28 protein-coding genes and 1 tRNA gene are annotated in these 26,309 nt (G+C 61.6%); 8 read left to right on the top strand and 21 right to left on the bottom strand.

Annotation, left to right across the window (positions count from 1 at the left end; genetic code table 11):
* Positions 1-67: 67 nt before the first annotated feature.
* A complete protein-coding gene (locus AACH73_RS12550; protein ID WP_272742239.1) occupies positions 68-385 on the bottom strand; it encodes a transcriptional regulator in 318 nt (105 codons plus the stop codon).
* Between the two features lie 159 nt (positions 386-544).
* Here AACH73_RS12550 and AACH73_RS12545 point away from each other — a divergent pair, with 159 nt between their 5' ends.
* The 3 genes from AACH73_RS12545 to AACH73_RS12535 are packed head-to-tail and all read left to right on the top strand — an operon-like array spanning position 545 to position 1,802.
* Positions 545-706 (top strand): hypothetical protein, encoded by a 162-nt coding sequence (locus AACH73_RS12545; protein ID WP_272742240.1) that lies wholly within the window; start codon positions 545-547, stop codon positions 704-706.
* Positions 707-715: 9 nt separating this feature from the next.
* Positions 716-1,210: a sigma-70 family RNA polymerase sigma factor gene (locus tag AACH73_RS12540; RefSeq protein WP_338736153.1), complete on the top strand. Its 495-nt coding sequence runs from the start codon at positions 716-718 to the stop codon at positions 1,208-1,210.
* Entirely contained in the window at positions 1,200-1,802 is a 603-nt protein-coding gene (locus tag AACH73_RS12535) for a hypothetical protein (protein WP_338736152.1), read from the top strand. The genes AACH73_RS12540 and AACH73_RS12535 overlap by 11 nt, the downstream gene beginning before the upstream one ends.
* Positions 1,803-1,895: 93 nt before the next feature.
* Here the strand turns inward: AACH73_RS12535 and AACH73_RS12530 are convergent, their stop codons facing one another.
* From AACH73_RS12530 to AACH73_RS12520, 3 genes are all read right to left on the bottom strand, one after another.
* Positions 1,896-3,431, bottom strand: coding sequence for a glycoside hydrolase family 5 protein (locus AACH73_RS12530; RefSeq protein ID WP_338736151.1), 1,536 nt, complete (start codon positions 3,429-3,431; stop codon positions 1,896-1,898).
* Between the two features lie 77 nt (positions 3,432-3,508).
* Positions 3,509-5,329, bottom strand: coding sequence for a DUF885 family protein (locus AACH73_RS12525; protein ID WP_338736150.1), 1,821 nt, complete (start codon positions 5,327-5,329; stop codon positions 3,509-3,511).
* 16 nt (positions 5,330-5,345) lie between these two features.
* Complete coding sequence (locus tag AACH73_RS12520) at positions 5,346-7,148, bottom strand: DUF885 family protein (protein ID WP_338736149.1); 1,803 nt, start codon at positions 7,146-7,148, stop codon at positions 5,346-5,348.
* Positions 7,149-7,631: 483 nt separating this feature from the next.
* On the opposite strand from AACH73_RS12520, the gene AACH73_RS12515 reads away from it, so the two are divergent.
* Positions 7,632-8,474, top strand: coding sequence for an NAD(P)H-hydrate dehydratase (locus AACH73_RS12515; protein ID WP_338736148.1), 843 nt, complete (start codon positions 7,632-7,634; stop codon positions 8,472-8,474).
* A 90-nt stretch (positions 8,475-8,564) separates the two neighbouring features.
* On the opposite strand, the gene msrA is transcribed toward AACH73_RS12515, so the two are convergent.
* Complete coding sequence (gene msrA / locus AACH73_RS12510; RefSeq protein ID WP_338736147.1) at positions 8,565-9,203, bottom strand: peptide-methionine (S)-S-oxide reductase MsrA; 639 nt, start codon at positions 9,201-9,203, stop codon at positions 8,565-8,567.
* 174 nt (positions 9,204-9,377) lie between these two features.
* Between msrA and AACH73_RS12505 the strand changes: the two genes are divergently transcribed.
* Positions 9,378-9,467 (top strand) — tRNA-Ser (locus AACH73_RS12505).
* A gap of 226 nt (positions 9,468-9,693) precedes the next feature.
* On the opposite strand, the gene AACH73_RS12500 is transcribed toward AACH73_RS12505, so the two are convergent.
* The 13 genes from AACH73_RS12500 to AACH73_RS12440 all read right to left on the bottom strand — a co-directional run bounded on the left by AACH73_RS12500 (position 9,694) and on the right by AACH73_RS12440 (position 21,587).
* The gene (locus AACH73_RS12500; protein ID WP_338736146.1) at positions 9,694-9,933 is read right to left on the bottom strand and encodes a helix-turn-helix domain-containing protein; all 240 of its coding nucleotides are present in this window, start codon (positions 9,931-9,933) and stop codon (positions 9,694-9,696) included.
* Entirely contained in the window at positions 9,933-10,145 is a 213-nt protein-coding gene (locus tag AACH73_RS12495; RefSeq protein ID WP_338736145.1) for a DUF2274 domain-containing protein, read from the bottom strand. Before AACH73_RS12495 ends, AACH73_RS12500 begins: the two co-directional genes overlap by 1 nt.
* Positions 10,138-11,328 (bottom strand): TrbI/VirB10 family protein, encoded by a 1,191-nt coding sequence (locus AACH73_RS12490; RefSeq protein ID WP_338736144.1) that lies wholly within the window; start codon positions 11,326-11,328, stop codon positions 10,138-10,140. The genes AACH73_RS12495 and AACH73_RS12490 overlap by 8 nt, the downstream gene beginning before the upstream one ends.
* Complete coding sequence (gene trbG / locus AACH73_RS12485; protein ID WP_338736143.1) at positions 11,321-12,193, bottom strand: P-type conjugative transfer protein TrbG; 873 nt, start codon at positions 12,191-12,193, stop codon at positions 11,321-11,323. Before trbG ends, AACH73_RS12490 begins: the two co-directional genes overlap by 8 nt.
* Positions 12,190-12,936 carry a conjugal transfer protein TrbF gene (gene trbF / locus AACH73_RS12480; protein WP_338736142.1) on the bottom strand — a complete coding sequence of 249 codons (747 nt, stop codon included), beginning with the start codon at positions 12,934-12,936 and terminating at the stop codon, positions 12,190-12,192. The genes trbG and trbF overlap by 4 nt, the downstream gene beginning before the upstream one ends.
* 3 nt (positions 12,937-12,939) lie before the next feature.
* Entirely contained in the window at positions 12,940-14,169 is a 1,230-nt protein-coding gene (gene trbL / locus AACH73_RS12475) for a P-type conjugative transfer protein TrbL (RefSeq protein ID WP_338736141.1), read from the bottom strand.
* 35 nt (positions 14,170-14,204) lie between these two features.
* The gene (gene trbJ / locus AACH73_RS12470; protein WP_338736140.1) at positions 14,205-14,930 is read right to left on the bottom strand and encodes a P-type conjugative transfer protein TrbJ; all 726 of its coding nucleotides are present in this window, start codon (positions 14,928-14,930) and stop codon (positions 14,205-14,207) included.
* An 85-nt stretch (positions 14,931-15,015) separates the two neighbouring features.
* Entirely contained in the window at positions 15,016-17,436 is a 2,421-nt protein-coding gene (gene trbE, locus AACH73_RS12465; protein WP_338736139.1) for a conjugal transfer protein TrbE, read from the bottom strand.
* The gene (locus AACH73_RS12460) at positions 17,430-17,693 is read right to left on the bottom strand and encodes a VirB3 family type IV secretion system protein (protein ID WP_013479958.1); all 264 of its coding nucleotides are present in this window, start codon (positions 17,691-17,693) and stop codon (positions 17,430-17,432) included. The genes trbE and AACH73_RS12460 overlap by 7 nt, the downstream gene beginning before the upstream one ends.
* Positions 17,693-18,052 (bottom strand): TrbC/VirB2 family protein, encoded by a 360-nt coding sequence (locus AACH73_RS12455; protein ID WP_338736138.1) that lies wholly within the window; start codon positions 18,050-18,052, stop codon positions 17,693-17,695. The genes AACH73_RS12460 and AACH73_RS12455 overlap by 1 nt, the downstream gene beginning before the upstream one ends.
* Positions 18,053-19,078: a P-type conjugative transfer ATPase TrbB gene (gene trbB, locus AACH73_RS12450; protein ID WP_338736137.1), complete on the bottom strand. Its 1,026-nt coding sequence runs from the start codon at positions 19,076-19,078 to the stop codon at positions 18,053-18,055.
* Positions 19,078-19,488: a CopG family transcriptional regulator gene (locus AACH73_RS12445; RefSeq protein WP_338736136.1), complete on the bottom strand. Its 411-nt coding sequence runs from the start codon at positions 19,486-19,488 to the stop codon at positions 19,078-19,080. Before AACH73_RS12445 ends, trbB begins: the two co-directional genes overlap by 1 nt.
* Positions 19,485-21,587, bottom strand: a complete 2,103-nt coding sequence (locus tag AACH73_RS12440) for a conjugal transfer protein TraG (RefSeq protein WP_338736135.1) — start codon at positions 21,585-21,587, stop codon at positions 19,485-19,487. The genes AACH73_RS12445 and AACH73_RS12440 overlap by 4 nt, the downstream gene beginning before the upstream one ends.
* A gap of 266 nt (positions 21,588-21,853) precedes the next feature.
* Between AACH73_RS12440 and AACH73_RS12435 the strand changes: the two genes are divergently transcribed.
* From AACH73_RS12435 to AACH73_RS12425, 3 genes are all read left to right on the top strand, one after another.
* Entirely contained in the window at positions 21,854-22,474 is a 621-nt protein-coding gene (locus AACH73_RS12435; RefSeq protein ID WP_338736134.1) for a DUF433 domain-containing protein, read from the top strand.
* Positions 22,471-22,848 carry a DUF5615 family PIN-like protein gene (locus tag AACH73_RS12430; protein WP_338736133.1) on the top strand — a complete coding sequence of 126 codons (378 nt, stop codon included), beginning with the start codon at positions 22,471-22,473 and terminating at the stop codon, positions 22,846-22,848. Before AACH73_RS12435 ends, AACH73_RS12430 begins: the two co-directional genes overlap by 4 nt.
* A gap of 162 nt (positions 22,849-23,010) precedes the next feature.
* A complete protein-coding gene (locus tag AACH73_RS12425) occupies positions 23,011-23,286 on the top strand; it encodes an HU family DNA-binding protein (protein WP_338736132.1) in 276 nt (91 codons plus the stop codon).
* Between the two features lie 104 nt (positions 23,287-23,390).
* Here AACH73_RS12425 and AACH73_RS12420 read toward each other — a convergent pair whose 3' ends face one another.
* The 3 genes from AACH73_RS12420 to rlxS form a co-directional block, all read right to left on the bottom strand.
* Positions 23,391-23,834 carry a MucR family transcriptional regulator gene (locus tag AACH73_RS12420; RefSeq protein ID WP_338736131.1) on the bottom strand — a complete coding sequence of 148 codons (444 nt, stop codon included), beginning with the start codon at positions 23,832-23,834 and terminating at the stop codon, positions 23,391-23,393.
* A gap of 97 nt (positions 23,835-23,931) precedes the next feature.
* Positions 23,932-24,165, bottom strand: a complete 234-nt coding sequence (locus AACH73_RS12415) for a hypothetical protein (protein WP_338736130.1) — start codon at positions 24,163-24,165, stop codon at positions 23,932-23,934.
* A 77-nt stretch (positions 24,166-24,242) separates the two neighbouring features.
* Positions 24,243-26,249, bottom strand: coding sequence for a relaxase/mobilization nuclease RlxS (rlxS, locus tag AACH73_RS12410; protein WP_338736129.1), 2,007 nt, complete (start codon positions 26,247-26,249; stop codon positions 24,243-24,245).
* Between the last annotated feature and the right edge of the window lie 60 nt (positions 26,250-26,309).

Here is a 26,309-nt window from a genome sequence, read left to right as displayed (position 1 = left end):
TGTGTTAGGAAGACCGTACCCCATTTGTTCCAAGTTCGCAATATGTTCTCATTAAAAAAGTGGAACATCAAAGTTCAGGCTTTTCAGGAACCGCGTCGAGCATCCGCTTAAGCTGGTCGAGATAGTTATAAAAGGCGTCGCGCCCCTCATCGGTCAGGCCGATGCGCGTATTGGAGCGGTTGGAGACGATGGTCTTGCGAATGGCCACGTAGCCCGCTTCGTTCAGCTTTTTGAGGTGCAGTGACAGGTTGCCGTCGGTGATGCCGACCTGATCGCGCAGATCGGTAAAGTCCGCCTGCCCCGCCGTGGACAGATAGGCGAGTATGGCCAGACGCGCCCGCGCATGGACCAGATCTTCGAGCGCATCGGCATTAAAGGGTTTCATCGGCTCACCTTGCGAAATCGCCGCGTATTTAGACCCACGGACTTAGCGCTGGCAAGTGACCTTCCCGTTATCGGCGGTACCGATTTATTTTGTGCGCGTGTAAGTTTTACGCGGTCACAGGCGTCTAACCTCTCGTAAGCCCAAACACAGGAGATCAGGATGCTTGGATTGTTTTTACCTGCCCGTTACCGTCTGCCAGCCCTTGCGGCCCTGCTGGTTCTGCTAATCGCCGGTGTGGGCTGCGGCCTCAACAGCGGAGCCTTCGAGCAGAACAATCGCGAGGCGCTCCGACTGGCGCGCGAAGCCGCGGCCCCGCGATAAGGCGACCATATGCCGCACGATCCGGCCTTTAGCGAGTGGATCAGCCCGCACCTGCGGGCGCTGCGGCGGCTTAGCCGCGCCTTTGCGGCGTCGGCGGATCAGGCGGATCTGCTTCAGGAACTGCTGATCGCCGTGTGGAGGGCGTGGCCGGCCTTTCGCGGAGAGTCGCTCCCGGCGACCTTTATCTACCGGGTGGCGCATAACCGCGCCCTGACGTGGAAACGGCGCGAGAGCCTGCGTTTGTTGCGCCTGTTTGAAACACAGCGCGAGGGCCTGCAACAGTTCCTCTCTGAACCGTCCGATGCCCGGCTGGATCAGGTGTTTGATGCCTTGCGCGCCCTTCCCCCGCTCGACCGGTCGCTGATGCTGTTGTGGCTGGAACAGACGCCCTATGCCGATATGGCCGCCCTGCACGGCCTCAGTGAAAGCCATATCGGTGTGCGTCTGAACCGGGCGCGGGCGCGTCTGGCCACGCTTGTTCAGGAGTTATCCGATGAAGATTGAAACCCTGGAGCGCCTGTGGCGCGCCCATGACCACGACATGGACCGCACGGCGCGGGCCTTTTTACTGGAGAGTCTGATGCGCGGGATCGAACGTCGCCGTAAGGGACAAACCGTTTTTTTGCTGTGTGTCGGGGCCGCACTGGGCACGATCACGCTTGTCTTTGGGTATGACGCCCTTCGGCATGACAGTCTTGACGTCACGCGCGAATGGGGAAGCCTGCTGATGCTGGTCGCGCCGTGGGTGGCGCTGATTCTGATGATGCGCGCGCATGACCGGCACAGGCGACGCTTTGCGGACCCGGCGGCGTCCATTGCGCAGAGCCTACAACTCAGGCTGGACGAAAACCGCGCGGCCCGGCACAGCGCTGTCGTGATGTTCTGGCTGATGGGGCTGTTCCCCCTCGTCACAGGCGTGACCCTGTGGCAACTGGTCGGTACGGACAAGATGACCGCCACTCAGGCCGTGCAGGGGGCTTTGCTGTTTGGGGGCGTACTGGGGGCTTCGACCCTTTTACAGGCGATCCGCTACCTGTGGTTTCTGAGACCAGAAGGCGCGCGACTTGAGCGCCTTCTGGCCGAATATGCGGGATAATACTAAGGGTCATTGGAAATGACTCTTGGTATTCCATTCAACGACCGGATGCGGTCAGCATCTTCGGCCGTTGGTATAAAGGCCGTAAGCGGCCTACTGCGCGGTCGGCGCGTAGTTGCGCAGGACCACCGGCGCGCCCAGTTCGATCGGAAAGGCCGACTTGCCCAGTTGCAGGGCTAGCATGAGGGTGCCGGGCTCATAGTCCTTGTCGGCCACCGCCTGCACCACATACATGTCCCATTCGGACGAAATCTGAACCGGGGTGTTGGTCAGGGCGGTCCACGGGGCCTTGTTGAGCGAGATCAGGATGTTCATGGGCACGCGCGTCGCCGCATCCGGGGTGGCGGCGCGGGCCCACACCCAGGCCTGAAGCTTGTCGCCCGCCTTTACCGGCTGACCGATCTGCGCCACGGCACCGACGTCCCAGGCATTGGGTTGCGCCGCCGACAGCGGGATGCGCAGGGCCGAGCGGATCGGTGCGCCCTCGGCTGTCTTGATCGGAGCACTGGCCTGACCCTCGCCATACGGTGTCCACGACGACAGTTTCGGCGTATTGATGACGTGGGCCATCACGTCATTCGGATCGACCTGCGGAGCCGGTGTTGCCTCCGCCTTTGCCGCCTGTTCAGGGATCAGGGCGTCGTGGATGGGCTTTACCCAGCGATCCGCCGGTATGTCATAGACGATAAAGTCAGAGTCGAACTGCCAGTAGACCCACGCCCAGTTGCGCGCCTCGGCCGCCCGCGCCACCGCATCGGTATAGGCGACACGGCTGTCCATAGGCCCCTTGTCATAGGCCCCGAATTCGCCGAGCAGGACCGGGCGACCCGTGCGGGCGCTCCAAGCCTTCACCTTGTCGAAATCGGCGTCAAGGCGCGCCTGCCCTTCGGCCTTCGTCCAGCCCACGCCCTTCACATCCTTGAACTGGGGCGTCCACGCCGCGCCCTGATGGGTAAAGACGAAGGGTTCGTAATAGTGGAAGGTGACGATCAGGTGCTTGTCTTCTGCGGGCAGGCTCAGGGCCTCCAGATCGTTGAGGCTGTTCCACGAGGTCGGACCGACAATGACGTTGCGCCGCGGATGGGTCTTGCGGATGATTTTGAGATTTTCGGCGATCATGTCGTTCCACACGGCATTCACCGGGCCGTGCGGCTCGTTAAGCAGCTCGAACATCACCGTATCGGGCGCGCCCTTGTAATGCTCGGCCATCTGCGTCCAGAAGGCCATGATTTTCGGCCGGCAGGCCGTCACATCCTCGGCGCACTCATTGAAGTTGTGCAGGTCCAGAATGACGTGCAGACCGGCCTTGTTCGCCGCGTCCACCATGGTGTCGAGGGTGGAAAAATAGAAGGGTGACAGGCGGTTATCCTTGTCCATGTGCTGAAACGCATGGAGGTTGATACGCACCGTGTTGAAGCCGCCTTCACGGATCACCGACATCAGGCGCGGCTGAAAGCGCGCCTTGGCCGGGTCCTGCCACAGGGGGTCGTAGCCCAGCACATTGACGCCGCGCTTCATGGCCGCGACCTGCGCCTGCGGTGACATCTCGGCCTGAGCCGCCTGCGGCCCGCAGGCCATCAGCGTCAGGACCACAGCCCCAAAGGCACCGACGAAGGTATTGCGTTTCATAGTGTCTTCCCGAATAGTTATATTTGGTTTTTTTAATCGGTTAACACACTCAGCGACGGGCGTCCACCGGGCGGCGATCAAAGACCGCGCGCCCACTCCGTATAGACGGTTTCCAGTACCGCCAGCGGCACCGGCCCCGCCGTCAGCCCCCGATCATGAAAGGCCTTGATATCGAACTTCGGCCCCAGTTGCGCCTTCATGCGGTCGCGCAGACGCACCCACTGGATCTTGCCCGTCATATAGCTCAGCGCCTGACCCGGCCACACGCAGTAGCGTTCGATTTCGGTGGTGGCGGACGATTCCTGATCGCCATTGGTGGCGACGAAATAGCGGATAGCCTCTTCGCGCGACCAGCGCTTGGCGTGCATCCCCGTATCGACCACCAGACGGATGGCGCGGAACAGGGCCGATTGGAGATAGCCGATATAGCCCAGCGGATCGGCCGCATACATGCCCATTTCGGCCGCCAGCAGCTCCGAATAGAGCGCCCAGCCCTCGGAGAAGGCGGAGAAGCCGCCGACCTTGCGCAGGCGCGGCAGGCCTTGCGTCTCCATCTGGATGGCGATTTGCAGGTGGTGGCCCGGAATCGCCTCGTGATAGGTTAGGGTCGGCAGCGACCACGACGGCCATTCGGCGGTATCACGCAGATTGATATAGTAAGCCCCCGGCCGCGAGCCATCGAGCGTCGGACGCTGATAATAGCCGCCCGGCGCACCGGCTTCGATTTCCTTGGGCACGCGACGCACCACCACCGGCGTCTTGGGCAAAACGCCGAACCAGTCGGGCAATTTGGCTTCAATGGCGCGAATCTGCACGTTCAGATCGGCCAGCAGCTTTTCCTTGGCGGCGTCCGTATTGTCATAGACGTATTTGGGGTCTTTGGCGATGGCGGCCATGCGCTCGCCCACCGTGCCCTGCGTCAAGCCCAGCGCCTTGAACTTCGCATCGGCCTCGGCCGACAGTTCCCTGACCATATCCAGACCGACCTTGTGGATTTCGTCGGGCGTCATCTTCGTGGTGGTGCCCGACGACGACCCCGCCGCGAAGGCGTAATAGGCATCCCCGTCCTTCAGCTTCCACACACCGGCGTCGTGCGTCGCTTTTGGACGCACGGCCTTAAGCGCGTCGATCTGGGCGTTGAGCGCCGCAGCGACCGGCCCGTCGATGCGTCGGGCGGCCTCAGCGGCCCAATCCCCGGCAAGGCCCTTGTCCGCGGTCTTGGTGGTCAAAGCCTTGGTCATCGAACTGTCGGCGCCCTTGATGGCCGCCAGCGCCTGCAACTGCGTCAGGGCCTTGTCGATGACGAAATCCGGCGGCACGACGCCCTTGGCGACATCGCCTTTGAAGCGTTCGGTTTCCTGCCCGATCAGGACGGCGAAGGCCTCCAGACGCGCCAGATAGGCCTCGGCATCGGCCTTGGTTTCGATCGTATGCTGATTGGCGAGGAAGTCCGGCGTGGACTGATAGGACCCGTTCAGTTGCGACAGGATGTAGGGGTTAGCCCCGCCCCAGTTGCCGAATTTGAAGCGGTCATAGCCCGACTTGCGGCTCTCATAGCCCCACAGCACCGTATCGTAATTGATGCGATCCATGCCGCTCAGCTTGTCGCGCGGAATGGCTTTCAGCGCCGCGAGGTTCTTTTCGGCGCGCGCAATGCCCCTAAGGGCCTCGGCTTCCGAGGCGTCGTTGAGTTTGGACTTGAGGCCTCCGCGCGCGTCCTTGTCGAGGCCCAGCGAGGTGGCCAGAGTCGGCGACTGATCGACATTCTCGTCAAAGATGGCGTCGAACAGGGCATTCAGCGTTTTGGCCGTCGCCGGGTCGCTGGCGGCATGGGCCCCCGTGGCGGCAAAGGTTGCCGCCGCGGCACCGGTCACAAGCAGAGCGCGTCGATTGAGCATGGGGCTTTCCTCTTGATTACAGCTTCGCGGCCCACTCGGCATAGACGGTTTCCAGCACCGCCAGAGGCACCGCCCCGGCGGTCAGGCCGGTATCGTGGAAGGCCTTAATATCGAACTTCGCGCCCAGCTTTGTCTGATACTTGGCGCGTAGCTCCAGCCACTTGATCTTGCCGATCATGTAACCCAGCGCCTGCCCCGGCCACACGCAGTAGCGTTCGATCTCGGTCTCGTTCGGATCGCCGAGATTGGCGTCCATAAAGGCCATGGCCTGTTCGCGGCTCCAGCGCTTGTGATGCATCCCCGTATCGACGACCAGACGGCAGGCGCGGAACAGGGCATCGTGCAGATAGCCAATATAGCCATAGGGGTCTTCGGCATACATGCCCATATCCTTGGCCGCGACTTCTTCCGAATAGAGGGCCCAGCCTTCGATATAGGCGTTAAAGCCGGAAATCTGCCGCAGCATCGGCAAGTTCTTGTTTTCCTGCTGAATGGAAATCTGCATGTGGTGGCCCGGAATGGCCTCGTGATAGGTCAGGGTCGGCAGGGTCCAGCTCGGCACCTCGGCCGTGTCGCGCAGATTGATGTAATAGGCCCCCGGCCGCGAGCCATCGAGCGACGCCGGCTGATAATAGCCGCCCGGCGCGCCCAGTTCGGTGGCCGGCGGGATGCGCTTGATCGTCACTTTCGTCTTGGGCAGCACGCCGAAATAGGCCGGCAGCTTGGCCTGCACCACCTCGACCTGTTTATTGAGATCGGCCAGCAGCTTGTCCTTGCCCGCATCGGTGTTGGGATAGACAAACTTCGGGTCCTTGGCCATGGCTTTCAGGCGCTCGCCCATCGTGCCCGTGGTCATGCCGAGTTTGGTCATCACCTTTTCCAGTTCGGCATTGAGGTCCTTCACCTTATCGAGGCCGATCTGGTGGATGGCATCCGGGGTCAGGTCGGTCGAGGTGCCGCCGCGTGCGCCATAGATGTAATAGGCCTCGCCCTGCGGAATATGCCACACGCCCGCATCGTGCGTCGCCTTGGGCAGGACGGCTTCGACGGCGGCGATCTGACGGCTGAGGGCCGGCACGACGGCGGTTTCATAAATTTGGGTCGCCTGCGCGCCCCAGTCACCGGCAATGGTCTTTTCCTTGGTGCGGCGGACGATGGATTGCACCAGCACGCTGTCGGCGGCCTTGGTGTCGCGCTGCGTCTTGAGCTGGGTGATGGCCTTTTGCAGGGCAAAGTCCGGCGCAATGACGCCCCTCTCCACGTCGGCCTGCATCTTGGCGGTTTCCTCATCGAGCAGCACGGCATAGGCCTTGAGGCGCGACAGATAGGCGTCGGCATCGGCCTTGGTCTCGATCGTGTGCTGGCTGTCGAGGAAATCCGGGATCGAGATATAGGAACCCGTCAACTGCGTGATGACATAGGGCGACGACCCCGGCGAGCCAAAGGCGAAGGCCTTGTACCCGTTCAGGCTTTGAGTCAGGTCCCACAGCACAGTGTCGTAATTGATGCGGTCCATGCCAGACAACCGATCGCGCGGGATGGCCTTCAGGGCGGCGACCGACTTTTCGAGGAAGGCGGTGTAGCGGGCGCGCTCCTGCGGCGTGGCGGGATCGAGCTTGGCTTTCAGGGCGGCGCGCTTGCCTGTATCGAGGCCCAGCGTGGTCGCCGTCGTCGGTGAATGATCGACCATCTCGTTGAAGATGGCGTCGAACGTCGCTTTGAGTTTGGCCGAGGCGGTTTGCGCAAAGGCGGGCACGGCGGACATACCAATGGCGGCAAGGGCCGAGGCCCCGGACAATAGCGAACGACGGTCGAGCATGGGCGGCATCTCCGGAAAGGGTACAGGCGCAATCTGTTGCGCAGGCAACGACCCTAACCCCGCAAATTCCCCCCCGCAACGGTGCGAAGATGAACTCTCTGTAATGTAAGGAAGGGCCGGAACGGCCGCCTGTGCCGGAGGCCGGGCCTGGGACAAGGACCGGCGGGCACCAAAGGGGGACAACTCTGGCGAAGGGCCATGCGTCCGTTCCGGCATGCGCGATGCTTCGCTTCCCCCCGGCACACCCCCTGCCCCGGAGCCAAACATCGACACGCATTACTTGATACGCTGGAGCCTACCCCCACATTTTAGGGGGCGGTATCACTCGTTTTGGGGATATGAGGCGCGAAAAAGCGCGTTATCGCGCAGCAAAACAACCCAAGATAGCAATTCTGCCTGAACCTTGTCGTGTACGCACCTCCCCCGTGCAGTCCATCTGTGGTAAAGCCTGATCCCCCGCGATCGTCTCTTGTCGAGCCCCTCATGAGCACCCTCCCCACCCCCGCCGATAACCGTCCGGAACACTGGTTCGCCCACTTCCCGTCACCCGATGTGGTCGGCAATAAGTACGACCGCGGCCACGCCATCGTGCTGGGGGGGCCCATCCATTCGACCGGCGCGGCGCGGCTGGCGGCGCGGGCCGCCTTGCGTGCAGGGGCCGGACTGGTGTCGGTGGCCTGCGACCCCGCGGCTCTGATCGTCTATGCCACGGCCTTTGAGGCCGTCATGACCAAGCCCGTGCGCGATGTAGCTGAGTTCGCCGGATTAATCGGGGATCCGCGCGTCACCGCCGTGCTGCTGGGCCCGGCGGCGGGGCTCAATGAGCGCACGCGCGATTGCGTTATGACGGCGCTCAGGGCGCAAAAGCCCTGCGTGCTGGATGCCGACGCCCTGACCGTGTTCAAGGACGACCCGAAAACCCTGTTTGCCGCCATTCACGGCCCCTGCGTCCTCACCCCGCACGAAGGCGAGTTTGCGCGCGTCTTCGGCCGCGCCGAAGAACGGGCGCGCGCCGCCGCCGATGCGGCCGCCGCCTCCGGGGCTGTGGTATTGCTGAAAGGGGCAGAAACCGTGATCGCCCACCCCGACGGTCGGCTGGTGGTCAATCGCGATGCGCCGCCGTGGCTGGCCACCGCCGGATCAGGCGACGTGCTGGGCGGGCTGGTTTGCGGCCTGATGGCTCAGAAGATGAAACCTTTTGAGGCCGCCTGCGCCGGGGTCTGGCTGCATTCGGAGGCGGCGCGCCGCTTCGGGCCGGGCCTGATCGCCGAGGACCTGAGCGAACAGATCCCGGCGATTTTGCGGGATATCAAGCCCGCACAGTAGAGCGGAATGATTGCTGAGGGAATCATTCCGCTCAAGGCGCCATTGCGGCGGCGGCCAAGGTGGCGGAGCCCGTACCCGGCGAGGGTTCTCTTAAATGGCGCAGGTGACGCCCGTGCCTTTCAGGCCGCAATACCCTTCCGGGTTCTTTTCCAGATAGCCCTGATGGTAGTCTTCGGCATAGTAGAAGGGCTGATCGCTGTCGGGTCCGAAAATCTCGCTGGTGATCGGGCCAAGACCCTTGGCCGACAAGGCCGCCTCAAACGCCTCGCGCGACTTCAGCGCCGCCTCATACTGCGCTTCGGTGGTGGTGAAGATGGCCGAACGGTACTGCGTGCCGACATCATTGCCCTGACGCATCCCCTGCGTCGGATCGTGACGCTCCCAGAACAGCTTTAACAGCGCCTCAAAGCTGAGGGTTTGCGGATCATAGACGACCAGGACGCCTTCGGTATGGCCGGTCTGACCGGTGCACACCTCACGATAGGTCGGGTTGGGCGTATAGCCGCCGATATAGCCGGCCGCCGTCGTAAAGACACCCGGTTGCTGCCAGAACAGGCGTTCGACGCCCCAGAAACAGCCCATGGCGAACACCACGGTCTCCGTGCCTGCCGGGAAGGGCCCTTTGAGCGGCGTGCCCAGCACGGCGTGAGTCGTGTCGGTCGGCAGAGCCTCGGCACGGCCCGGCAGGGCGTCTTCACGGGAAATCAGGCGGGTTTTGCTACCGAACATGTACGGCTCCTGAGCAGGCGGGGCAATTTATCCCCAATATAAGGTCTATGGCGGACATATAGGGTGTAAAAAAGATAGCGCCAGAGGCCAGTTAGGGGCTTGCGATTTATCGGTGGACGGTTATAACCGCCGCCTTCCCAAGACCAAAGGCGATGCCGTGGTCTTGCCAGTGATGGACAGGTGGCCGAGTGGTTGAAGGCGCACGCCTGGAACGCGTGTATAGGGGCAACTCTATCGAGGGTTCGAATCCCTCTCTGTCCGCCATTTCTTTCCGTCTAACACGCTGAAAGAAATAGGCTTTTTCAAACTTCACCAAGTCCCCAGCCTAAAAACAAGCCTAAAGGCGTTCCCGAACGATCTGACACGGTTCCGTTCGCAGACGGACGATCAGATGCCGAAGTTTCACTCTTCGTGCGACCCTTTCAGGCAAAAAAAAACGGCCTCCGAATTGTTCCGGAGGCCGTCAATTTGAATTGCGTGAACTCAGCTCTTACCAGCTTAAGCCCTGCCCCGGCGGGCTTGAGTTGAGGTACTCCATCAGGTCGTTTTTCAGAATGACTCGCCGTCCACCCAATTTGCGTGATTTAAGCTCTCCCGACATCATGCGGTCATAGAGGAACGTTCGACCGAGGCCTGTGGCCAATATCGCCTCAGGTATGCTGTAAGCCAGCTTTTCCGGCAACATGACGGTTCCGTTGCCATCCGTAAGTTCATTTGAATTAGTGCGCATCACTTCTTACCTCCTCGCTGAAAGCCCTTGTCACTCTGGAGGAACGCCTCCAGCATATACGGAATGAGATCGACGACCTGTTCGGTGGCCCCATAAGCGGCCGCATAGAGCTCGGCATAGTCTCTGAGGCACTGATTCAGTTCCGCGCCCAGCGTGATCGTCAGCTTGACCGGCGTCCGATCCGGTAGCTTCGCAAGTTTCAGATCAACCATGTCCGGCCCCTCCCGAATACGGCTTCAGAATGAGGTCCTTGTGTACGATGACCCGCACCGGCCATCCAGGTCGAACGGTGATGGAGGGCCGGATATTCAAAGCCTTATCGACCATCCGCTGCCCCGCCTGATTGGCCGTGTCACGGGTTGCCTCCCGAAACGCGCGCACAAGATCGCTATCATCGTCGGTTTCGCCGCTTTGCGAAGCCAACCCCAGAAGCGTGGACAGTCCCACACCCTTGAGCAGGCTCCACGAGTGGTAGTCCACCTTGTCGGCCAGACCCGCATAACCCTCCGTATCTGTCGCTGGCAGATTGTCGATTTCGAGCGAAGAGCCATCGGGCAGGATCAGACGTTTCCAAACGACGAGTGCGCGGGACTGTCCAAAGGCGATCTGATCGTCGTATTGCCCAAGAAGTCGCGTGCCCGCCGGGATCAACAGGTGTTGGGCCGAAACGGAATCAAAAACAGGCTGCGACACCTGGGCGATGACGAACCCCGGAAGGTCAGATTGCAGGCCGGTGACAAGGCTGGCGGAGATGACAGTACCCGCCATGACCTGATAGGGCGAGACCGGTGTCTGCATCTCGTGGCTGTTGTAGATGCCGCCGTAGCCTGTGCGATCGACAAAATCCGGTTTTGCGAGAGGCGCAACTTCAGCCAGACCGGTTGGAATTCGTGACATCAAGGCATCCTGAGGCCGAACGTCAGGCGCCGAGGCCTTGCCTGCAACCGTCGAGAGGCGGGGCGCAATCTGGAAAAACACCCCGCTGACGGTCGCCGGCGCAGCCACGCCACCACCCCCCTCGTCACCAGACCGTCCCTCCTGCATCGGCTTTTGCGGGCCCTGTAAAGTCGGCTCGCCTGGATAGCCCGGTAAAGGCGGCCCCAGATGAGGCACGCCTGGTGGAATTTGATCATAGGCTTGCGGCAACTGGCTCAGTTTTTCGGGCTGGACCTTCTGCGTGTCCGCGACCTTATCCGGATTGAAGGTTTCCGGCGGGGTGACCATCCGCGGCGCCGACGCCCCAAGTGCCAGCCATGTCACGGCGAATAACGAAAGGCAGGCCACAGCAGCGGATGCCACCAGCACGTGTCGCTTGAAGCGAATGATGCGGCGCGGTTGAGCACGAAGGACCAGAGTTTCGGGGTCGATCTTGGGAGTGGCGACAGTATCATTCATGACGCGCTCCCGGTGTTTTAGCCGCCCCCTCACCCGTTCGGGTGATGCGCACGACCGATTGCCGCCTGGTACCCAGACGTAGTTCCGCCGCGCTGAACAGAACATCGGTGACGTAGAACCGGCCCTGAACGCGGTAGTTCAGAAGTTCGGGCTTGCCGTCCGCACCGACACTAAAAAGCGGCGGTGCCTGCCCCAAGGCCAGATCGGCAGGGAACTCAATATAGACCTTCTGGCCGTCATCGAAGGCGCGCACGGGACGCCACGCCGGCCTGGCACCTGTGATGGTGTAGCTGAAGCGCAGACTCTCCAGCGATAAACCCACGATGACGGGTACGGGCGGAGATGGTACCTCAACGGGCGCCTCCGCCTTTTTCGTCAGGAGTTGATCCTGCGGGTAACGCCAGGTGACCGCCGCCATAGCCGTCAACCGGGTGCTCTCCAGCTGGAGGTGATAGGTCCGCCGATCCGTGGTGATAATCAGGTTCGTGCTAAGTCCTGCTGTGTATGGCTTGACGAGAATATGGGTTTGCCTGCCCTCACCGCTCCCGCTGGTGGTGTCACCGATCACCCATCGGCCTGTGTCGCCGGCCGAGACTGAAATCAGGCTCTCGCCCGTCTGCAGGACAATATCGCTGACCTTGTCAGGCGCCGTGAACAGCCGGTAAAGCGTGCCCTCAGTGAAGGTATAGACCTGAACGGCATTGAGATAGCTGCCCGGTTCTGGGCCTTGGGTCGCGGCTGCGTTTGCGGCCTGAATGGCGCGCGCGGTGGGCGAGGTCTTCCGCACGGGTTTTGCATCGGACACCGCGGGCAGCGTCAGCGCAAGACAGGACCCGACAAGACAAGTCAGGACGACGGTTTTCACGGCTGTACTCCTTCTGAAGGTGGGGTGGTTACGGCAGTAACGGACGGCTTCGCCTCGGGGCCGCTGTAGTCCTGAGACCAGGAGAGGTCGGTGACGTAGAGGCCGAGCGGGTTCTTGCGCAGGACGTCTTCGCGCCTGGGCAGGCTCCGCTGAACGTTGAGGATTCCGGTCCAGTAGGTTGTTTTATCTGGCAATCCTCGCGAATAGGCCTGTTCCTTCCATTTGATCTGAAAGCTTTTTGGCGACGCCCGCACGACGCTTAGGATCGACACCGTCACGCTGCGCTCCCCTATCCCCGCGAACGGATCATTGGCCTGTGCCTGTGCGTTGAGAGCCTGTGCCGCACGGTCCGTGGCAAAGGCATAGGCCTCAAGCCAGTTCTGACGCACCAGCACCGGATCGATCGACAAAGATCGGACATTGGTAATGAAGCGCGCCAGAAACCACGCGACCTGGGCTTCGGTAGGCTGGTAGGTCTCAACCGCGGGTGCCACCGCCCGCACACCACCCTGACTATCGACCTCAACGACATACGGCGTGACGCGGCTCTGCGAAGCAAGCCAGATCATGCCACCCGCCAGACAGAGGGACACGACGGACGCGCCGAGCGCCATCAGCCGCCAGTTGGCGGCCTGAGCCTGACTGGTGCCAATACGCTCGTCCCAGATTTGCGCCGCTTTCTGGTAGGGGGTTTCGGGTTCCGGGCTATCGCCATAGCGCTGGACGGGTCGTTTGAACCGCATGGTCTACTCCTTTTGAGTGATGTCAGGGTTGGCGGAAGCGACGGGCTGGTCCCCAGCGGATATGGCCGTCTGGGCCGCATGCAGATGACCGCGCAGCCTTTGCTCGCGCTGCATCTTCTTCGCCCAATCGGGTTGAGCTTGCTCTGGAGCCTTGGATGCGCTTGCTGCCGTAGCCATTCCGCCACCTCCGCCTGATGATGATGGCGGCGATGAGGAGGGTGGGACTGGCGCTGGCCCCGCCCCTCCAGAGACCGACGCGCCACCGGTTGATCCGCCGGGTGCACTGCCCATGCTTGAGGCGGCCTGAACGGCCGAGGTGCCACCGGCGGCACCTCCGGCCAGGCGCGCCGCCGCCATTGCCCCACCGCTTGCCAGCATACCCGCCGCAGCGGCAGCCCCAACCGTACCGAGGACAGACCCCGCGCCCAGTTGGGGCGCCCCCGACACCAGGCCTGAAGCGATGCTGGGGCCGAAGATACCCAGGCCCAGAAGCGTCAGCGAAGCGAGAACGAGCGTCATGGTCTGATTGATGTCGGGCTCTGCGCCATCGAGCGCACCGACAAAGCGCGCGAAAAACCCCGTTCCGATGCCGACGATGACCGCCAGCACCATGATCTTGATGCCGGACGTAATGACGTTGCCCAGCACGCGTTCAGCGAGGAAAGCCGTCTTGTTCCAGAAGGCAAAGGGTACGAGGACAAACCCCGCCAGACAGGTCAGCTTGAATTCCAGCACCGTGATGAAAAGCTGGATGGCCAGAACGAAAAAGGCCAAAAGCACGATCAGCCAGGCGATCAGGAGCACGACGATGGTCAGGAGATTGGCGAGGACCGTGTCGAGCCCCATGAGATCGGCCACCTGCTCCAGCAACGGGTGCGCCGCCTCAAACCCTATGCCGGCCAGCCGTCCAGGTTTAAGCAAATCACCGGCGGCGACAGTGCCCCCGCTGGCAGTCAAGCCCAACTGGGCGAAGGACTGATGGATCAGATTGGCCAGAGACTGGAAGTTGTTCAGGATGTAGGCAAAGGCACCGACATAGAGGACCTTTTTGATGAGCTTACCAAACAGCTGACTTTCCTCATCCAATACCCAAAACAGGGCAGCGATCGTCACATCTATGGCGATCAGAAGGCTCGTGAGGCTCACCAGGTCACCGCGGAGCAGACCGAACCCGGAGTCGATATAGGCGATGAAGGTCGCCAGAAAGGAATCGATAATATTGAGATCGGCCATGAGGAATGCCCCTCCACATGATTGATTTTGCTGAATTACTGCGGCGTATAGGCCTTGCCTGAACCGAGGAACTTCTTTGTAGCCGCCTTGCCGGCGGCCTCTCCTTCGGCCTTCCTTGCTGCATCGAGCGCTTCGGCCCGGTACTGGGCGGCCATCAGCGTCGTGATCTGCATCTGCTGTTTGGCCACAAGGGCGGACAGCTGATTGGCCGCCTGCTGGGCCTGCAAGCCGCCGTCGGCTGACTCTGAGGCGCGAACCAGATCATTCAGCGTACCGGCATCAGACTGCAGGGCTTCCGAGATCTGAGATTGCACCAGAAGCGTCTGCTGAAACGCGTCCATGGCACTTTGCCAACGGGCCTCAGCTTGCGCCGATAACCCTCTGCCTGAGATCGATAAATCGTAGCCCCGCGGAAACTGAGCCTTAAGCGCGGCGCGCGTCTGTGACAGGGTGAAGGCAATGCCCCTGGCTTCCTTCATCAGGTCGTTGATGGCGGCGATATCCTTGTTGAGCTTCAGCAATGCGGAGACGTCGAGACGCTTCAACTGGGTCGCCATGTCGCGAATCATCTGCGCTTCATTTTGCAGCGACTGGATCTGGTTGTTGATTGTCTGAAGGGCGCGCGTCGCCTGCAGGATATTCTGGGTGTAGTTGGTTGGGTCGAAAACAGCGATCTGGGCTGATACCGGCGCAAACAGGCCCGAGAACGATGCACTGATCATCAGGGCGATGGAGAAGCGACGCAAAGCGTTGTGGGACATGGGAAGACTCCGAATATGGGCAAAGGAAGGGCGTGACCTGCCGGGGCAGGTATCGGGATGGTCAGGTGAGTGAGCGGTAAGGCGCCTACGGGGGTTTCAGGAGATCGGCCGCCCAGGATAAGCCCCGCGCCGCCAGAAAGGCGGGGGCGAACGGTTCGGGCCCCTCGGCGTCCACCACCCTATCGATCAAGCGTTGATCCTCGGGCGACGCCGCGGCACAAATGGACAGGGCCAGCGGGCCGAGGTTCAGATCGAACAGACGGTTGCCGCGCCGGGACTGCAGATAGTATTGGCGCTTCGGGATCGCCTGCGCGATCAGTTCGACCTGCCGGTCGTTCAGGCCCATGCGCTGATAGGCCGCCTGAGACAGCGGCTCGGCCGCCCGCTCATTGGGCAAGAAGAGTCGCTGCGGGCAGGACTCGATAATGGCCGGCGCAATGGCACTCTCAGCAATATCGGCCAGAGACTGGGTGGCAAATACGACGCTGACATTCTTCTTGCGCAGGACCTTAAGCCATTCCCGAAGGCGGGCCGCAAATTGCGGGTTATCGAGAAAGACCCAGGCCTCATCAAGGATCAGTAGCGTCGGACGCCCGTCGAAGCGGGCCTCAAGTCGGTGGAACAGATAGGTCAGGACAGGGGCCACCAGACCGGCATCGCCCATCAGATCTTCGGTCTCAAAACAATGGATGGGCGCCAGATCGAGCCCATCGCGGTCCGCATCCAGACACTGCCCGTAAGCGCCCTCAAGCGTATAGGGCGCAAGCGCCTGCTTCAGCGCATTGGACGAGAGCAGGACGCTGAGGCCAGTCAGGGTGCGCTCGCCCATAGGGGCCGCTGCCAGATTATTGAGCGCGGTCCAAACGGCGGCCTTGATATCCGGGGTCACCTCGACCTTCTCATTGAGGAGAAGGCTTAAAATCCATTCCAGCGCCCAGGTACGCTCGTCCGGATCGTCGATCATAGACAAGGGCTGAAACGACAGGGCTGCGGTTCGTCCGAGGGCATGGTGCTTGCCGTTCATAGCGAGGGCGGCGGCCCTTGCCGAGCCGCCCTTGTCGAAAATGAAAGTCTGCGCCCCCGCATAGCGTTGGAACTGTAGCGCCAGAAAAGCCAGCAAGACCGACTTGCCCGCCCCCGTTGGTCCCAGAACCATCATATGCCCAACGTCACCGACATGGGTCGATAGGCGGAATGGCGTTGCCCCCGAACTCACCGCATGCAGCAGGGGTGGCCCATCGAGATGGCTATTGCGCTCAGGCCCCGCCCAGACGGCTGAGAGCGGCATCAGGTGAACCAGATTGAGCGAGTGGATCAGCGGCTGACGCACATTGGCGTAGAGGTGCCCGGGCAGTGAGCCGAGCCATGCTTCGACGGCGTTCAGGGTCTCCCGAAACGTGGTGAAGCCCAGGCTATTGACCGCCTGTTCCACCGCCCTGACCTTTTCATCGGCCATGTGGGCGTCAGTATCGAACACTGAGATCGTCGTGGTGAGATAGCCAAAGCTGACGTGATCACCGCCCAATGCCTGAAGGGCCGCGTCGGCATCAGCCACCTTGTTGTCGGCATCGGTGTCGGTCAGAGGCGAGGCTTGCGCATACATCACCTCGCGCAGCATGGCAGTGACGGACTTGCGCTTATTAAACCATTGGCGACGAACCCGTGTCAGGGTCTTGACAGCCATCTCCTTGTCCAGCGCGATGAAGCGGGTTGTCCAGCGATAGCCGAGGGCCAGATGATTCAGGGCATCAAGCAGTCCCGGATGGGTATGATTGGGGAAGCCCAGTACCGTGATCGTGCGAATGTGCTGATCGCCCAGCCGGGGCGACATGCCCCCTGTTAAAGGCGTATCGACGAGGACGGCGTCAAGATACACGGGAATCTCTGGCACCGCCACGAGATGGGATTTGGCGGAGACCGTGCTGTGCAGATAGGTCAGGGTCTCTGCATCGTCTAACGGTTCGATGTGCGGCATGATCCCGGCTAACAGATCGATGGCGGCGTTTGTCCGATTGACGAACATCTGAAGTTCGCGTTTCCAGTCCCGGCGCGTCTCTGTTCCCGGCTCAGTATCAGGGGTCTCAATCAGGGCCTGGCTCGCGCGAGACAGAACATCGGCGGGAGGCATGAAGACGAAGGTCAGATAGTATTGGCTCTCGAAGTGGGCCCTCGCCTCCCCTTCGAAGGCCGCGCGGCGCTCTTCATCGATCAGGCGGGCTATCCCGGTTTCGTGGCCAGGCTCGGGATACCGAATGGCCGGGGCACGGCAGGCCTCAAAGAAGAGCCCCCACCCCGTACCGAAGCGACGCAGCACATTGTTGACGCGCGCGGTGACGCTGACCAGTTCGGCGGGCGTGGCGCTTTCGAGGTCCGGGCCCTGATAGCGGATCGTACGTTGAAAGCTGCCGTCCTTGTTGAGGATGACGCCCGGCGCGACGAGTGCGACCCAGGGCAAATGATCGGACAAACGATCGGTCGTCTGGCGGTATTGGCGCAGGTTCAACATGCGAAATAGCCTTTCTGTCGGAGGTGACGCAGGAGGACGGGCACGAAATCGGGATCGTAACGGGCGGCAAAGACCGCCAGGGTATGCCCGATCAGCCAAAGGCCGAGACCGGGCAGCCACATCTGCAGGCCGAGGCCTAGGGCGGCGGCCACGGTCCCGTTGGCAATCGCCAGGGTCCGTGGCGCGCCACCCAAGAGCAGGGGTTGCGTGAGGGATAGGTGCAGGGGGACATCGAAGCCCTCGACGCGGCTGGCCATCAGATGACGGCCCCCCCACCGAAGCTGAAGAAGCTGAGGAAGAAGGAGGAGGCGGCAAAGGCGATTGACAGACCAAAGACGATCTGCACGAGCTTGCGGAAGCCGCCAGAGGTCTCACCGAAGGCCAAGGTGAGGCCCGCCACAATAATCACCATGACCGCGATGATCTTGGCAACCGGGCCCTGGACACTGTCGAGGATCTGCTGCAGCGGCCCTTCCCATGGCATGCCTGAGCCCGCCGCCTGTGCGGCGGGGGACAGACCGATCCAAAGGCTCAACAACCCCAGCGCGGCGACGGGTTTGCTGAGGATTTCCGGCCGCCAAACCGGCGCCGGCGAATGAAACAGGGTTTTGAACATCTACATCTCCATAAGGGTTGAACGCGCGGTACCAGGGTCTTCCCCGAGTGGAAGCATCGGGCGAAGGACGTAACCGCCACGCGCATCGAGGCCTTGCACCCCGACGATTTCAGCGACGTGGCGAGGGATGCCGGTCTGTGGGTCGGCCCCGCGGATGAACACGATGACGTCTACGGCTTCGGCGATGAGGGCCGACGGCACATGGGTCACGGCTTCCTGAACGAGTTGCTCCAGACGAAACAGGGCCCCTTTGGCCGAATTGGCGTGCAGCGTCGCGATGCCGCCGGGATGGCCAGTGTTCCAGGCCTTGAGAAGGTCGAGCGCTTCCGCCCCCCTCACCTCCCCGACGATTATGCGGTCAGGCCGAAGACGCAGGGTGGAGCGGACGAGATCACCCATGGCGATATGACCGGGCCGGGTGCGCAATTCGACGACATCTTCCGCTGCGCAGCGCAGTTCGCGCGTGTCCTCAATCAATACGACCCTCTCACCCAGGGCGGCGACCTCTGCCAAAAGCGCGTTGGTCAGGGTCGTCTTGCCGGAGCTTGTGCTGCCGGCCACCAGGATGTTCTGGCGCGAACACACCGCGCGCCGTAAGACCTCCGCCTGAGCCTTTGTCATGACGCAGGCCGCGACATAGTCCTCGAGGCCAAACAGGCGATAGGCCGGCTTGCGTATCGAGAAGCACGGTCCGCGCGAGACTGGCGGCAACAGGCCTTCGAAGCGTTCGCCGCCCGTACCGTCGGCAGACATGGGCAATTCAGCACTGACGATGGGGGAGTCTGGATGGATCTCAGTACGGACATGGCTCGCTACCAGGCGGATAATCCGTTCGGCCTCTGCCGGAGGCATCATGACGTCACACAACACCCGTCCTTCACTGGCCCGATCAAAGCGGACAGTGCCATCGGGATTGACGAGAATTTCAAACACGGCGGGATCGGCCAGGGCGGCGGCCAGCCCCTCCCCCATGGCGGTCCGCAACATGGCCCGCAGGCGCTGATGGGGGATCGATAATGGGTCCATCACTCGCCCTCCCTAGAAGTGGTTGGATTGAGCGACGACTGACCGGTGGCGATTATACGGCCGACCTGGGCAACAAAGGCGTCATAGCGCGCACGTGCCTGCGCACGGGTTGCCGCATCGGCTTCTGGCAAATGGGCATCCCGCAGGAGCGTGAGCCGGATAAAAAGTGCGAGGCTTTCCAGCAGGATAAGCTGATCGCGCTCTATGCGGTTCAGCTGTACGGACAGCCGGTCCAGACGCTTCCCGAAATGCGCATCCAGTTCGTTGGAGGCACGGCGCTCAAGCCACGCGGTTACGGCATCCGACAGAATCGCGGATTTGTTCATGCCGGGTTTAGCGGCCAGCGTCTCTAAACGCGCGCTGACCTCTGGGCCCAGGAACAATTGATGTCGAACCTTTTTAGCGGTCATGAGACACCTCCCTGATCCAGGAACAAATCGAGAGTTTGGCTCTCCTTACCGGCCGACTTCCCCCGGCTTCCCTTTCGACCTTTGGCCAGCGTTTGAGCTTGCTCTCTGACGCACCCGGCCTTTGTGATGGCGGCTATCGTCTGCAGGTTCCTCAAGTGCTGGGAGTCGCCAGCGGCTTCTTCCTCGTTTGTGGTGTCAGGGGCTGTCACCTCGGCATCGACAGACGCGGGGTTGACGTCGCGCCCCTCGGAGTCAGCCTCGCCCTTTTTAACCGTTCCGTCCGGTGGAACGTCCTCATTGGCCACTGATAAGGTCGCGATCAGACGGGCATCAGTGAAACGTATGTGATGTTCCCAGTCGTTGGGCCGTAAAGGTGGCACGTCCCGGTAAGGGCCTGTGCTGAGGACGGGCGCCGGTAGCTGGCGAGAGCGGAAGTTCGGATCCTCGTAATGGCGCAGCTTTTTGGCCCGGATGGGCGGCAAACCCGAGACCAGCACAATCTCGTCGCTTGGCGGCAGTTGCATCACTTCCCCCGCCGTCAGAAGCGGCCGTGCCGTTTCCTGACGCGAGACCATGACGTGAGACAACCAGGGTGCCAGACGGTGGCCGGCATAGTTGCGCTGGGCACGCTGCTCTGTGGCGGTGCCCAGCGCATCGGATATGCGCTTGGCCGTGCGCTCATCGTTTGAGGAAAACGCAATCCGGACGTGGCAGTTATCGAGGATGGAATTGTTCTCACCATAGGCTTTGGAGATCTGGTTCAGGGATTGCGCAATCAGATAGGCCCGGATGCCGTAGCCCGCCTGGAAGGCGAGCGCGGTCTCAAAGAAGTCGAGACGGCCGAGAGCCGGGAACTCATCAAGCATCATCAACAATTGATGACGGTTGCGCTTGGCGGGATCACCCTCCAGCCGTTCGGTCAGCCGACGCCCGATCTGATTCAGCATCAGACGGACCAGAGGTTTGGTGCGTGAAATGTCTGAGGGCGGGATCACGAGATAGAGCGACACCGGGCTCTCGGCATTGACCAGATCCGCGATGCGCCAGTCGCAGGTCGATGTCGTCGCGGCCACGACAGGGTCCTGATAAAGGCCAAGAAAGGACATGGCCGTCGAGAGCACCCCTGAGCGTTCGTTGGGGGCTTTGTTCAGTATGTCTCGGGCGGCCGACGCCACGACCGGATGCACGCGCGGCGGCTCGTCCTCACCACCCAAATGATTGGTAGCAATCATACCGTTCATCGTGTCTACCAGGGAGCGATCGGGGTCGGAGAGTAAGCGGGCCACGCAGGCCAGCGTCTTTTCCGGTTCAGCGTAAAGCACATGAAGAATGGCGCCTACCAGCAGGGAATGACTGGTTTTTTCCCAGTGGGAACGCCGCTCAAGCGACCCTTCCGGATCGACCAGGATGTCGGCGATATTCTGGACATCGCGCACTTCATTGATGCCTTTGCGCACTTCCAGAAGGGGGTTGTAGCGTGCTGAGCGCAGGTCGGTCGGATTGAACAGGACCGCGTGGGAGAACCGCGACCGCCACCCCGCTGTCAGATCCCAGTTTTCGCCTTTGATGTCATGGACAATGACGGAACCGGTCCATGAGAGAAGGGTCGGCACCACGAGCCCGACGCCCTTACCTGACCGCGTAGGCGCAAACGCCAGAACGTGTTCCGGGCCATCATGGCGCAGATAGTCCGGGCCGAGCCGACCCAGAAAAACACCGCGTTCGCGGAGAAGACCCGCTCTGCTCACCTCGTCCAAAGATGCCCAACGCGCCGAGCCATAGGTCGTGACGCGTCGCGACTGACGGGCGCGCCATAACGACCCAGCCACAGCCGCAACGCAACCCAGCCCGCCGCTTGATGCCGCCATAAGGCCACAGCGATGGAAAACAGCCGGCGCATAGGCTTCGTAATGGAACCACCAGACAAACACCTGCCAGGGCCGATAGACCGGCCAAGCTGAGACCCGAAACCACGGCGCGCCCAATTGCGCCTGGTAGGCCAGTTGATGCGCCGCCCATTGCGTCGATGCCCATACCCCGAGGATGACGATCCCGAGGACCAGACTTATCTGACCGATGAGGAATTTCGTTGGCGTCACGGCTCTGTCTCGCTGCGCTCAGCATCCGGCTGCGCGTCTGAGACAGGATCATCGAACCAGGCGAGATTTCATATCTACGGCCCGTACGCCACAGCTACTCTTACGCCGACTCTCATCCCAGGCGCAGACGCTGGCGCCTGAAAAAGCCAGGGCTGTGTGAACGTGTTGACTGCTGGCATTGCTGGGACACCCGTCGATCTTTACGCTCGCTCGGAATTTACTAGGCCCTCAAATTATGATAATTATCCTTCTTAAGGAGAATAATTATGCAAGCCCTGTCCCGAACCTTTACTCCCGCGCAGGCCGCCGCCGTTACCGGTGTGGACGTAAAAGCGGTTCATAACGCGATCGACAAGCATATCGTCGTCGCTCAATCGCGGCCAGGCATCGTTAAGTCGAAGCGCATACTGTCTGAAATGGCGGTTCTGAAACTCAAACTCTGGAAAGAGGTTGGGGGTGCCTTAAGCCAGGAGTGGCGCGTCGCACTCTTTGCGGAGATTGAGCGCGAGCCGAAAGCGAAAACGGTCAAGGCCGGTGACTATCTCATCATCGACGTCGCGGCGGCCCGCAAGGAGATCGAAAGAGGCGTGAAAGATCTGACGGAGGCGGAATCTGATGTCTCGACAGACCCGACGGTGATGGGTGGGGAACCTGTCTTCAAAGGCACGCGTATCCCTGTCCGACTTGTTGCCAGCATGCTGCGCGACGGGGCGACAGACGCCGAACTCCTCGAGGGGTATCCCAAACTCAACGCGCGTCGGCTGGAGCTGGCTCGGGTCTGGGCGGCCGCACATCCCGCCGTGGGGCGCCCTAAAAAGCGGCCAGACGGGAGCGACACCCCCCGATCCAGCGTTTCTCTTGGGAAGCTGTCGGGCGTCGGCGCGTGAGGTTCCTCATCGACGAATGCCTGCACACTTCGCTTGTGGCGGTCGCTCAGCAGTCCGGACATCACTGCGATCATGTGAACTGGCTTGGGCTCAGCGGCACCACGGACTGGGACCTTATGCCCCGGATTATCGAAGGGGACTACACCTTCGTCACGAACAACGCGGCAGATTTCAGGCGTCTATATAGCCGTCAACAGCTACATCCCGGTCTGGTTATTGTCGTTCCCCAGGTCCCGCCCGTGCGGCAACGCGAGCTCTTCCAGGCCCTTTTGAATCACCTTGGGGCCACGGGACAGCTGGTAAACGAAGTCATCGAGATTGTGATCGACGGCGATGGGGTGAGGCTCGACGCTTACGACCTGCCTGAAGATTAACTGGCACCATAGACCGGAGCCCAATGCCCAGGTGGCTTCATGCCTCCCCGTTCACCATTGGCAGTGAAGGCCCGTTGGCTCTTCCGGTGGATACCTGACCAAGGGTATTGCCAACACCGCTTCAGGAGGGCAAGTCAGTGTCTTTCATTCGGAGACAGACCTATGAACACCTCTGACCTCATTGACAAAATCGCAACGGAACACGGCGTGACCAAAGTGGCGGCCAAGGCCATCGTTGACACGGTCTTTGGCAGCATCGTGGAAGCGGCGGTTCTGGGACAAGAAGTCAACTTCCCAAGCTTCGGCAAGTTCAAGGTTCAGGATAAGCCCGCGCGTGAAGGTCGAAACCCGTCGACCGGTGCCACCATTCAGATCGCCGCTTCGAAAAAGCTTGTTTTCCAGCCGGGCAAGGCGGTCAAGGATCGCCTCAACGCGTAAGCCACCTTCGAGCGGCAAAAGCCCCGGACTATCCCCGGGGCTTCTTTATGCGCGCTGGATCGAGGGATGTCGCCCGACAGGCCCTTAAAATCACCCGATTCAGCCTATGCCTTCGCCCGACGACCTGGCTTTGGCGCCGCCTGAGACGCTGACTTGCGTCCGCCTTGTCCCAGTCCGATCTGCTTCGCCAAATTGGATCGGGCCTCGGCATAGGCCGGGGCGACCATCGGGTAGTCTTTGGGAAGGTTCCACTTGGCCCGGTATTCGTCGGGGGTCAGGTTGTATTTCGAGGCCAGATGGCGCTTCAGGGATTTGAAGCGGCGACCGTCTTCCAGACAGATAATGTAGTCCGTACCCACCGACTTTTTTATGGAGACAGCGGGCGTCTTATTTTCAGGCTCGGCAACCGGACCAGATGTCAGACTGTTTAAAGCCCCCGAGACGCTGTGAATCAGTTGCGGTAACTCGGCTGCGGGGACGGAATTATTGCTCACATAGGCCGTGACGATTTCAACGACGAGATTGGTCGTGTCTGTTTTTTGTTCCAATGTCTGTTGCCCTATACCGTCTGCAAGACGATTACTGTTAAAGGAAAGGTCAGTTACCTCTATCCTTTAGCTCGCCCTTCGTCAAAAGCCATTCAAGCTAGATCCGCACGACAATCAGATCGACAAGGTTGGCCCCCATGGCGGACGGGTGCGCGCGCGACCGGTAGCCCCGACCTTGCGCGAACTGGTCGAGTTCGCGCGCCTGACGGCTCCAGATCAAAAGATTGCTATGGCCGTCAAACGGACAGCTGTAGTCGCCGGGATCCCCCGATGCGATAGCTTCACGTAACGCCTGAAGCGTCACTTCCTTGACGCGGGTCTGCATGGTCATAGGGCGCTGCCTTTCGGTTTACACTGTGCCACACCTGGACGCTCACGGCCACAGGGATCGTCCGCGACCCGTTCGCGTTAATCGATTTCCAGGCCACGCGCGCGACCGATGGTCCAGTTAATCCCCCCTTCGCGCATCAGGCCGGAGACGTCCTGTCCGATGTGCTTGTCGAGAACGGGCCGCCACGGCACCAGCGCGAAGTCTTTAGCCCTCTCGACCACGGCGTACTTTTCCGACTCCGTCTCGATGATTTCCCGCAGTCGGCCCTCCACCAGGCCCCCTCTCGGTACGGTCCGACACGTCTTGCCGGTGCTGGCCTCCAGACCGGCGGCGACGTCGGTCATTTCCTGCTGATGCAAGGTCTTGAGAACAGACGGGTCCAGAGTCTCAGCCCCCTGCCCCGTGACGGGCATCCAAATGCCCTCCTCCAGGAGCCACTGACGGCGCGCCTGCAAGGCGGAACGAAGCGCCTGTCCAAAGCCTGAGTGCGCACACTCAGTAGACGGGCCTGCGACCCATTGGCGGTCGAGCCAGGTCACGCCCTTATACCCGACCAGTTTATCCAGTGCCCGCGATGCCTGAACCGAGATCGAAACGGGCAAGCGCGCCACGTCCTTGCGCTCATAGGCCAGGGCCTTATCGAGGTGGTCAGGGTCGATACGAAACCGACCGTCGGGGAGCCGTTCAATCGCCCCGGTCGTTCGGCGGATCGCCTCTAGACGCCGCGTGTGCGTTTCGGCGAAAGACCGGCGAGCGGACGGATCAAACCGCAGGTGTATCTCGGTCGTGTAGTAGCCGCCATTGGCTTGCGCCACCGCAAGCACCGTTCGATCAACCTCACGGATGTCAGGCCGGCGAGGCGTCACCTGAAGGATCGCTTCTTTGGGCAACGCCTCTGTGTGGCTCCCCTGCCCTATATCGACATAGTGCGTCCGACCATCGATTCCCTCCAGAATAACGTAGTGGCGATCGCTGTGCTCCTCGAGTATCCCGCGCTCGATCAGGCGACCGGTCAGTGTGCTCGCCAATCCCGAAGAAGGCGCCGAAGGCAGATGCATCTGCGTCTCCGACAGCGACGCCTCCAGTCCTCGGTCCTTCAGGGCGCGGTGCAGGGTTTTGACAATATCTCCCTGCTCCCCCATCTGACGCAAGGTGGTTTCCAGCTCCGGGTGGAGACGCCATCTCCCACCGGGCAGCTTTTCGGCGAGGCCGAGCGCTTCCAGTTTGACCAGCCGTCCCGCGCGTGCGGCGCTCATTACCGAGTCGCTATGTCCGGCCAGGACATGCCCCCTATCGTCGGCCTCGCGGCGGAGCTCACGGTCGATGGCGGTTAGGCGCTCCTGAGTGACTTCGGCCTGCAGCGCCTGGGCGATTTCCCGCTCGGAGCGTGGCCCCAGATCGAGGCTGACCTGGGCCTGCACCCGTTCGCGAAACCCTTCGCTCAGATATTCCCGGGCGATCACGAGATCCTTGCCGCGATCGTCGCGGCCACGGACCACGATATGGGTGTGGGGATGGCCGGTGTTGAAGTGATCGACGGCCGCCCAGTCGAGCTTCGTTCCCAGATCCGCTTCCATCTGTTGCATGACGGTCCGGGTCAGGGGTTTCAGATCCTCATAGAGATGGGCGTCTTCCGGGGCGACGATGAAGCGAAACTGGTGGCGATCACCGTCGCATCGCTCCATGAAATCCGAGGCCTCAATCCGGTCGGCGTCGGGTCCGTAGAGGACGCCGCGCGCGCCCTCGCGGGTGACGCCGTCGCGCTGAAGATAGTTGAGGTGGGCGGCGGCCGCGCGAACGCCCTTCCCGGCGAGGCGCACAAACCGCGCCTTGACCACCACCCGGCGCGCGGTTCGGCCTCGCGTGGCACTGGCGGTCAGAACCCGTCCGACGCCCGCGCCGCGGCCATAGTTTCCCCCGCCTTTTGCCGCTGCGTTTCCGGCCCGCTTGAAACCACCGGCGCGCTGCACCGCCCCGATGACGCTCGATCGGAACGATCTGGGCGTTTTCGCCGTTTGGGACCGTATGCGCCCGAGTTTGGGCTCAAAATACTCTTCAGAGGCCATGTTGACGAGACTCCCCACCCAATGAAATCAAAAGCTTGCGCGACGACTATCTCTCGTGACCGCGCCCCTGTCTCCCGA

It is taken from the genome of Asticcacaulis sp. DW145 (assembly GCF_037101385.1).
GTDB classification, from domain to species: domain Bacteria; phylum Pseudomonadota; class Alphaproteobacteria; order Caulobacterales; family Caulobacteraceae; genus Asticcacaulis; species Asticcacaulis currens.
Note: the sequence above shows the minus strand (reverse complement) of the source record. Positions and strands in the feature narration are given on the sequence as shown.

What these genes read in the sequence shown, in the direction of transcription:
- AACH73_RS12550 (WP_272742239.1), bottom strand. Translation starts at nt 385, where the DNA reads ATGAAACCCTTTAATGCCGATGCGCTCGAAGATCTGGTCCATGCGCGG.
- AACH73_RS12545 (WP_272742240.1), top strand. Translation starts at nt 545, where the DNA reads ATGCTTGGATTGTTTTTACCTGCCCGTTACCGTCTGCCAGCCCTTGCG.
- AACH73_RS12540 (WP_338736153.1), top strand. Translation starts at nt 716, where the DNA reads ATGCCGCACGATCCGGCCTTTAGCGAGTGGATCAGCCCGCACCTGCGG.
- AACH73_RS12535 (WP_338736152.1), top strand. Translation starts at nt 1,200, where the DNA reads ATGAAGATTGAAACCCTGGAGCGCCTGTGGCGCGCCCATGACCACGAC.
- AACH73_RS12530 (WP_338736151.1), bottom strand. Translation starts at nt 3,431, where the DNA reads ATGAAACGCAATACCTTCGTCGGTGCCTTTGGGGCTGTGGTCCTGACG.
- AACH73_RS12525 (WP_338736150.1), bottom strand. Translation starts at nt 5,329, where the DNA reads ATGCTCAATCGACGCGCTCTGCTTGTGACCGGTGCCGCGGCGGCAACC.
- AACH73_RS12520 (WP_338736149.1), bottom strand. Translation starts at nt 7,148, where the DNA reads ATGCTCGACCGTCGTTCGCTATTGTCCGGGGCCTCGGCCCTTGCCGCC.
- AACH73_RS12515 (WP_338736148.1), top strand. Translation starts at nt 7,632, where the DNA reads ATGAGCACCCTCCCCACCCCCGCCGATAACCGTCCGGAACACTGGTTC.
- msrA (WP_338736147.1), bottom strand. Translation starts at nt 9,203, where the DNA reads ATGTTCGGTAGCAAAACCCGCCTGATTTCCCGTGAAGACGCCCTGCCG.
- AACH73_RS12500 (WP_338736146.1), bottom strand. Translation starts at nt 9,933, where the DNA reads ATGCGCACTAATTCAAATGAACTTACGGATGGCAACGGAACCGTCATG.
- AACH73_RS12495 (WP_338736145.1), bottom strand. Translation starts at nt 10,145, where the DNA reads ATGGTTGATCTGAAACTTGCGAAGCTACCGGATCGGACGCCGGTCAAG.
- AACH73_RS12490 (WP_338736144.1), bottom strand. Translation starts at nt 11,328, where the DNA reads ATGAATGATACTGTCGCCACTCCCAAGATCGACCCCGAAACTCTGGTC.
- trbF (WP_338736142.1), bottom strand. Translation starts at nt 12,936, where the DNA reads ATGCGGTTCAAACGACCCGTCCAGCGCTATGGCGATAGCCCGGAACCC.
- trbL (WP_338736141.1), bottom strand. Translation starts at nt 14,169, where the DNA reads ATGGCCGATCTCAATATTATCGATTCCTTTCTGGCGACCTTCATCGCC.
- trbJ (WP_338736140.1), bottom strand. Translation starts at nt 14,930, where the DNA reads ATGTCCCACAACGCTTTGCGTCGCTTCTCCATCGCCCTGATGATCAGT.
- trbE (WP_338736139.1), bottom strand. Translation starts at nt 17,436, where the DNA reads ATGTTGAACCTGCGCCAATACCGCCAGACGACCGATCGTTTGTCCGAT.
- AACH73_RS12460 (WP_013479958.1), bottom strand. Translation starts at nt 17,693, where the DNA reads ATGGCCAGCCGCGTCGAGGGCTTCGATGTCCCCCTGCACCTATCCCTC.
- AACH73_RS12455 (WP_338736138.1), bottom strand. Translation starts at nt 18,052, where the DNA reads ATGTTCAAAACCCTGTTTCATTCGCCGGCGCCGGTTTGGCGGCCGGAA.
- trbB (WP_338736137.1), bottom strand. Translation starts at nt 19,078, where the DNA reads ATGGACCCATTATCGATCCCCCATCAGCGCCTGCGGGCCATGTTGCGG.
- AACH73_RS12445 (WP_338736136.1), bottom strand. Translation starts at nt 19,488, where the DNA reads ATGACCGCTAAAAAGGTTCGACATCAATTGTTCCTGGGCCCAGAGGTC.
- AACH73_RS12435 (WP_338736134.1), top strand. Translation starts at nt 21,854, where the DNA reads ATGCAAGCCCTGTCCCGAACCTTTACTCCCGCGCAGGCCGCCGCCGTT.
- AACH73_RS12425 (WP_338736132.1), top strand. Translation starts at nt 23,011, where the DNA reads ATGAACACCTCTGACCTCATTGACAAAATCGCAACGGAACACGGCGTG.
- AACH73_RS12415 (WP_338736130.1), bottom strand. Translation starts at nt 24,165, where the DNA reads ATGACCATGCAGACCCGCGTCAAGGAAGTGACGCTTCAGGCGTTACGT.